Below are 6,609 nucleotides of genomic sequence, written 5' to 3' on the forward strand. Positions count from 1 at the left end.
GCCCGGGGGTCGCCGCTGACCGCCACCGGAGCCGTGCACACCCCGTACGTGCCCGGCGGCCGCCCGGGGCGCTCCGTATCGTGCCTGCCCGGCACCGGGCGACGCGCGCGCCGCGGGAGCCGTGGCCCCGGCCGCCGCGCGCCCCGGGAGCGGTCGGGAGCGGCGCCACCGGCACGCGAAGCGGAATACCGCGGGGTGAAAGGGGCGGTCTCCGTATCCGACGCCGATGTCGGGTCGGCGCGGGTTTTGTTGCGGCTGAGTTTCCTGGGAAAACGGTTCATGATCGATTCAGTGGGTGCCGTAGCGGCTGCCGCGTCCCTTTCGTGGGGCTGTGGTGCGTTTCGGAGATGCCCGTTCGGGGCCCCCGCCGCGGGAAGATCTCGTCCGCTCAGCGGTAAGGAGCGTTCTCATTTCGGCACGTGACGGAGGTCACGAGGCGATCACACTTGAGCTGCCCGTCTGTTAGTGCGACGAGATGCGCAATAGATTCCGCTCCACGCCGCACCCGTGAACGTTTGGGCACGAGTCCCGTGCGGTGACGTTCGGACTGGACTCGGTCCAGGGGGTTTACTGATGCTGAACAAGCGGATCGTGAAAATCGCACTGCCAGTCGCGATCGGTGCGTTGGCGCTGAGCGCCTGTGGCAGCGACGACGGCGGCAGTGGCGGCAGCGGGGGTGGCGGTGGCGGCGGTTCCGCTTTCACCATCGCTTACCAGGGCCCGCTCTCCGGCCCCAACGCCCAGCTCGGCATCAACATGGAGAACGGCGTCAAGCTCGCCATCAAGGAGGCGAACGAATCCGGCGACTACGACGTCACCTTCGAATACGCCTCCGGCGACGACCGCGGTGAGCCCGGGCAGGCCACCTCCGCCGCCCAGCGCATCATCGACAACGAGGACGTCGTTGCCGTGGTCGGCCCCGCCTTCTCCGGCGCCGCCAACGTCGCCGCGCCGGTGTACGGCGAGGCCGGCATCACCGCGCTCTCGCCGTCGGCCACCGCCCCGGACCTCACCGAGCAGGGGTTCCCGACCTTCCTGCGGGGAGTTCCCAACGACGGTGAGCAGGGCGCCGCGATCGCCTCGTTCTTCGCCGAGCAGGGCGTGGAGTCGGCCGTGGTCATCGACGACCTCGGTGACTACGCCGTCGGCCTCGGCAACGTCGTCGAGGAGGCGCTCGGCGAGGCCGGCATCGAGGTGCAGCGCGAGTCGCTGCCGGCCGACACCGTCGACCACAGCTCCATCGCCCGCACCGTCATCCAGTCCGGTGCCGACGGCGTCGCCTACACCGGCTACTACGCGCAGGCCGCCCCGCTGGCCGTCAAGCTCAGCGAGCAGGGCTACGAGGGCATCGGCCTCGGTGGTGACGGCGTCCGCGACCCGGAGTTCGTCAACCTCGCCTCCGGTGCCGCCGAGGGCTGGTTCCTCAGCTGCCCCTGCCGCGACCTCAACGAGGACGAGGTCGGCCAGAAGTTCAGCGAGGCCTACGAGGCGGAGTACAGCACGGCGCCGGGCACCTACTCGCCCGAGGCCTACGACGCCACGATGATGATCATCAACGCCGTCAACGAGCTGGGCGACAGCGCCGACCGCCAGTCGGTCTACGAGGCCGTCGCCCAGGGCGAGCACGACGGTGTCGCCAAGACCCTCACCTTCGACGAGACCGGGGAGTACGCCGGCTCGGGCGTCTACATCTACGAGGTCGCCGACGGCGAGATCACCTCGCTCGGCAACATCGAGGAACTGGTCGGATAACGACCGCGCGGTACCTCTGATCCGGTGGGGCGTGGCCCGGGCCACGCCCCACCGTCCCCGACGCGGCCGCCCCCGGAACGCCCCGACAGCGCGGCGCCCGGTGGCTGTTCTGGCAAGGAAGTGCCCTCGATGAGTTTTCACGACTTCTGGGACGTTCTCGTCCTGGGGGCGGTACTCGGCTCGTTGTACGCCGTTATCGCCATCGGCTACACGCTGGTGTACGGCGTACTCCAGCTCCTCAACTTCGCGCACAGCGAGGTTTTCATGGTGGGGGGATTCGGCGGAGTCATCGCCCTCACCATTTTCGTTCCGGCCGCTGACCCCTCCGGTCTCCAGTCGATCGGTTACGTCGCGCTCGGCATACTCTTCGGCGCCGTACTCGGCGGCACCGTCGCGTTCTTCCTGGAGAAAGTGGCGTACCGGCCACTTCGGAGACGCGGTGCGCCCCGGCTGGTCTTCCTGATCACCGCGATCGGCGCCTCGTTCTTCCTCTACAACCTGGTCGGCAAGCTCTTCGGTCGCAACCCGATGCCGATGCCGTCGATGTACGAGAACAAGACCGTCGTCACGATCTTCGGGTCGACCATCAGCGTCACGCAGGCGCTGATCCTCGGCTCCGCGGTGGTCATGCTGGTCGCGGTCGACTACGTGGTCAACCGCACCAAGCTCGGCTCGGGTATCCGCGCCGTCGCGCAGGACCCCGAGGTCGCCTCGCTGATGGGCGTCAACATCGACAAGGTCGTCTCCCGCACCTTCGTGCTGGGCGGCCTGATGGGCGGCGTCGCCGGATTCCTGTTCGGCACCACCAACCAGGTCTTCTACACCATGGGCTTCCTGCCCGGTATCACCGCGTTCGCCGCCGCCGTGCTCGGCGGCATCGGCAACGTCCGCGGCGCCATGCTCGGCGGGCTCACCCTCGGCGTGGTCGAGGCGTTCACCGTCGAGGTCTGGGGCGACGCCTGGCGCTACGTCGGTGCCTTCGCCGTACTGGTGCTGGTGCTGATGTTCCGGCCCACGGGCATTCTCGGCGAGCGCGTAGCGAGGACGGCATGACGACCACAGAAACGGCACGGGACGTGTCCGCTGCCGCCCGGCTGCGGAAGACCTCCTGGTACCAGGAGCCCCGCTGGCAGCGGCTGGCCGCGCTGATCGGCGTCGCCGTCGTCGGTGCGCAGGTCACCGGCGTCGAGGGCAACAACCGCGACATCTTCTACGCCCTGAAGGAGAACTTCACCTCCACCGGCTTCGCCGTCTGGCTGGCGGTCTGCGTCGGCATCTGGGTGGTCCGTGAGTTCGCCCAGGCGCCGGTGGGCTCGGCCTGGCAGAGCGTCAAGGAATCGGTCAAGGCGCCGGCCGGCGAGGTGCAGGCCGTCTGGCGCAAGCAGTTCTGGCTGCGCGTCGGCATCCTCAGCGGCGTGCTGGTCTTCCTGATCGTGCTGCCGCTGCTGGTCTCCCGCCACTGGCAGCAGGTGCTGGTCGACCAGATCGCCATCTACGTGCTGCTGGCGATCGGCCTCAACGTGGTCGTCGGCTGGGCCGGCATGCTCGACCTCGGCTTCATCGCGTTCTTCGCGATCGGCGCCTACAGCGCGGCGTTCTGGACCGGGTCCCTCCCGGTCGACCCGCCGATGGTGCTGAACAACTTCGCCGTCATCCCGATCGCCGTCATCACCTGCCTGGTCGCCGGCGTCCTGCTCGGAGCGCCCACGCTACGGTTGCGCGGCGACTACCTGGCCATCGTCACCCTCGGCTTCCACGAGATCGTCTACCTCGGCGCCAAGAACTGGCAGTCCTTCACCGGCGGCACCTCCGGCGCCCGGGTCGAGCGGTTCAGCATCGACCTGGGGTTCTGGTCCTACAGCTGGGGCCTGGACCCGCGGCCGTACTACTGGCTGCTGCTCGGCTTCATCATCGTGCTGCTGGTGCTCTTCATCCGCCTGGAGCACTCCCGGGTCGGCCGGGCCTGGACCGCGATCCGCGAGGACGAGGTCGCCGCCGCCTCCAACGGTGTGGACACCGTCCGCTTCAAGCTGCTGGCCTTCGCCATCGGCGCCTCCACCTCCGGCATCGCCGGCGTGATCTACGCGAGCAAGCTGGCGTACATCAACTCCGAGGCGTTCATCGTCCTCTTCTCGATCCTCGTCCTCTCCTACGTCATCTTCGGCGGCATGGGGTCGCTGCCCGGTGTGCTGATCGGCACCGCGGTGCTGGTCTGGCTCCCGGAGGCGCTGCGCGACTCGGTCCCGGCGCAGGACCGGTACATGTACCTGGGCGCGCTGCTGGTGATCATGATGATCTACCGCCCGCAGGGGTTGTGGCCCTCCCGCCGCCGACAGCGCGAGCTGCACATGGCGGAGGAAGGCACCGCCGGCGCCGACGCGCTGGGCGGTACGGCAGGAGGCAAGCAGGTATGACGAACGCGACCGAACAGTCCGCGGCCACCCGGCCGGCGCCGGCCACCGAACCGATCCTCGAAGCCCGTGGGGTGACGCTGCGGTTCGGCGGTCTCACCAGCCTCGACGCGGTGGACCTCACGATGCGGCGGGGCGAGATCCTCGCCATCATCGGTCCCAACGGCGCGGGCAAGACCTCGCTGTTCAACTCCCTCACCGGCGTCTACGTGCCGCAGGAGGGCGAGATCCGGTTCCTGCCGCGCGCCGGCGGCGAGCGGTCCCTGCTCGGCACCAAGCCGTTCAAGGTCAGCCGCATGGGCGTCTCGCGGACCTTCCAGAACATCCGGCTCTTCGGGGCGCTGACAGCGATCGAGAACGTCAAGATCGCCTACGAGACCCGGCAGAAGACGGACGCCATCTCCATCATGCTCGGCCTGCCGCACGCGCGGCGCGCGGAGAAGGAGAGCGACCGCGCCGCCCACGAGATGATGCGGTTCGTCGGCCTGGAGACGCGCATCAACGAACTGGCCGCCTCGCTGAGCTACGGCGAGCAGCGGCGGCTGGAGATCGCCCGTGCGCTGGCCACCAGCCCCGAGGTGCTGCTGCTCGACGAGCCGGCCGCCGGTACCAACCCGACGGAGAAGCGGGACCTGGAGACGCTGATCCGGCGCATCAACACCGAACTGGGCGTCAGCGTGCTGCTCATCGAGCACGACATGCGCCTGGTGATGTCGGTCGCCGACCGCGTGACGGTGCTCAACTTCGGCAAGAAGATCGCCGAGGGCACCCCGGCACAGGTCCAGCAGAACCCGGACGTCATCAAGGCGTACCTGGGCTCCGCCGCCGACGACAGCGAGGTGGCCGACATCGTGGCGGCACAGGCCGAGCACGTGGTCGAGGTGACCGAGGCCGAACACGCCGGGGATTCCCCGGCCTCCCCGGCCCCGGCCGGCGACGACGCACGACAGACGGAGCTGCCCGGTGCCCGCGCGGTACCGCAGGACGAGGCCGGCCCCGGCGACGCGGCCGCCCCGGGCACACAGAAGGGTGGCCAGGCATGAGCGGGCCCGAACTGGACAAGAACCCCGGCGAGCACGGCACCCCGCTGCTGGAACTGAGCGGACTGCGGGTCTTCTACGGCGCCATCGAGGCGCTCAAGGGGATCGACCTCACGGTCGGCCGCGGCGAGGCCGTCGCGCTGCTCGGCGCCAACGGCGCCGGCAAGTCCACGACGCTGAAGACCGTCTCGGGGATGCTGGCGCCCCGCCACGGCGAGGTCCGGCTGCACGGGGAGCGCATCGACGGCATCGCCTCCCACGAGCTGGTCAGGTTCGGCCTCGGCCACGTGCCCGAGGGCCGGCGGGTCTTCGCCCGGATGACGGTGCTGGAGAACCTCACCATGGGGGCGTACCGGTTCCGCCGCCCCGACCCCGACGACCTCGACCGGGTCTTCGGCCTCTTCCCGCGCCTCCACGAGCGCCGCAAGCAGATCGCCGGGACGCTCTCCGGCGGTGAGCAGCAGATGCTCGCCATCGGCCGCGCCCTGATGGGCAAGCCCGAACTGCTGCTGCTCGACGAGCCGTCGATGGGTCTGGCGCCGCTGATCGTGGAGCAGATCTTCGACATCCTGCGCGAGGTCAACGAACAGGGCACCACGCTGCTGCTGGTGGAGCAGAACGCCTCCGAGGCGCTGCAACTCGCCAACCGCGGTTACGTCCTGGAGACCGGCGAGGTGGTGATGTCCGGTCCGGCCGACACCCTGCTGGCCGACCCCCGGATTCGCGCCGCCTACCTGGGCGAGCACGTCGAGGTCGACTGACCGACCGGCTCCGTCCGGCGTACCGCGAGGGGGCGGGGGCACCACCGGGTGCCCCCCCCCCCTCCGGCGTGCGGTCCGCCCGCCGGCGGCAGGCCCCGGGCGGCGCCGCGGTCAGCCCGCGCCGCCGCCCGGCCCGGCCTCGGGGTTGTCCCGCAGCGCGCAGGTCAGCCGGGCCGAGCACACCCGCTTGCCGTTCTCCTCCGTGACCACGATCTCGTAGGTGGCCGACGTCCGCCCCGCGTGGACCGGCGTCGCCACCCCGGTCACCAGCCCGGAGCGCACCCCGCGGTGGTGGGTGCAGTTGAGGTCCACCCCGACCGCGATGCGGCGCGGGCCGCCGTGCAGCATCGCGCCGATCGACCCCAGGGTCTCGGCGAGGACCGCCGAGGCGCCGCCATGGAGGAGCCCGTACGGCTGGGTGTTGCCCGCCACCGGCAGCGTCCCCACCACCTCCTCGGGCGCCGCCCGCACCACGCGCAGTCCCACCCGGTCGCCGAGGTTGCCGGCGGAGAAGAGGGAGGGCAGGTCGACGCCGAGGCCGGACCACTGGTCGAGGATGTGGGGCGGGAACTGGGTCGGGGGCTGCTCGTCACCCATGGCGCGGCTCCGATCGTCACTGGTCGGCGGCCGGGCCCTGCGCCCGGC

Annotated in this window: 6 protein-coding genes; 5 read left to right on the top strand and 1 reads right to left on the bottom strand. The window is 70.4% G+C overall.

The features are described from left to right. Window positions 1-573 precede the first annotated feature (573 nt). The 5 genes from HCN56_RS11475 to HCN56_RS11495 all read left to right on the top strand — a co-directional run bounded on the left by HCN56_RS11475 (window position 574) and on the right by HCN56_RS11495 (window position 5,964). Window positions 574-1,752, top strand: a complete 1,179-nt coding sequence (locus tag HCN56_RS11475; protein WP_167970008.1) for a branched-chain amino acid ABC transporter substrate-binding protein — start codon at window positions 574-576, stop codon at window positions 1,750-1,752. A 129-nt stretch (window positions 1,753-1,881) separates the two neighbouring features. Continuing rightward, window positions 1,882-2,805, top strand: a complete 924-nt coding sequence (locus HCN56_RS11480) for a branched-chain amino acid ABC transporter permease (RefSeq protein ID WP_167970009.1) — start codon at window positions 1,882-1,884, stop codon at window positions 2,803-2,805. Beyond that, window positions 2,802-4,166, top strand: coding sequence for a branched-chain amino acid ABC transporter permease (locus HCN56_RS11485; RefSeq protein WP_167970011.1), 1,365 nt, complete (start codon window positions 2,802-2,804; stop codon window positions 4,164-4,166). Before HCN56_RS11480 ends, HCN56_RS11485 begins: the two co-directional genes overlap by 4 nt. After that, the gene (locus HCN56_RS11490; protein WP_167970013.1) at window positions 4,163-5,206 is read left to right on the top strand and encodes an ABC transporter ATP-binding protein; all 1,044 of its coding nucleotides are present in this window, start codon (window positions 4,163-4,165) and stop codon (window positions 5,204-5,206) included. Before HCN56_RS11485 ends, HCN56_RS11490 begins: the two co-directional genes overlap by 4 nt. Then, a complete protein-coding gene (locus tag HCN56_RS11495; protein ID WP_167970015.1) occupies window positions 5,203-5,964 on the top strand; it encodes an ABC transporter ATP-binding protein in 762 nt (253 codons plus the stop codon). The genes HCN56_RS11490 and HCN56_RS11495 overlap by 4 nt, the downstream gene beginning before the upstream one ends. A gap of 111 nt (window positions 5,965-6,075) precedes the next feature. Here HCN56_RS11495 and HCN56_RS11500 read toward each other — a convergent pair whose 3' ends face one another. Continuing rightward, window positions 6,076-6,561: a PaaI family thioesterase gene (locus tag HCN56_RS11500; protein ID WP_167970017.1), complete on the bottom strand. Its 486-nt coding sequence runs from the start codon at window positions 6,559-6,561 to the stop codon at window positions 6,076-6,078. Between the last annotated feature and the right edge of the window lie 48 nt (window positions 6,562-6,609).

This window comes from Streptomyces lonarensis, from assembly GCF_012033735.1.
Classification (GTDB): domain Bacteria; phylum Actinomycetota; class Actinomycetes; order Streptomycetales; family Streptomycetaceae; genus Streptomyces; species Streptomyces lonarensis.

Coding starts and splice junctions, on each gene's coding strand:
- HCN56_RS11475 (WP_167970008.1), top strand. CDS start 574: ATGCTGAACAAGCGGATCGTGAAAATCGCACTGCCAGTCGCGATCGGT.
- HCN56_RS11480 (WP_167970009.1), top strand. CDS start 1,882: ATGAGTTTTCACGACTTCTGGGACGTTCTCGTCCTGGGGGCGGTACTC.
- HCN56_RS11485 (WP_167970011.1), top strand. CDS start 2,802: ATGACGACCACAGAAACGGCACGGGACGTGTCCGCTGCCGCCCGGCTG.
- HCN56_RS11490 (WP_167970013.1), top strand. CDS start 4,163: ATGACGAACGCGACCGAACAGTCCGCGGCCACCCGGCCGGCGCCGGCC.
- HCN56_RS11495 (WP_167970015.1), top strand. CDS start 5,203: ATGAGCGGGCCCGAACTGGACAAGAACCCCGGCGAGCACGGCACCCCG.
- HCN56_RS11500 (WP_167970017.1), bottom strand. CDS start 6,561: ATGGGTGACGAGCAGCCCCCGACCCAGTTCCCGCCCCACATCCTCGAC.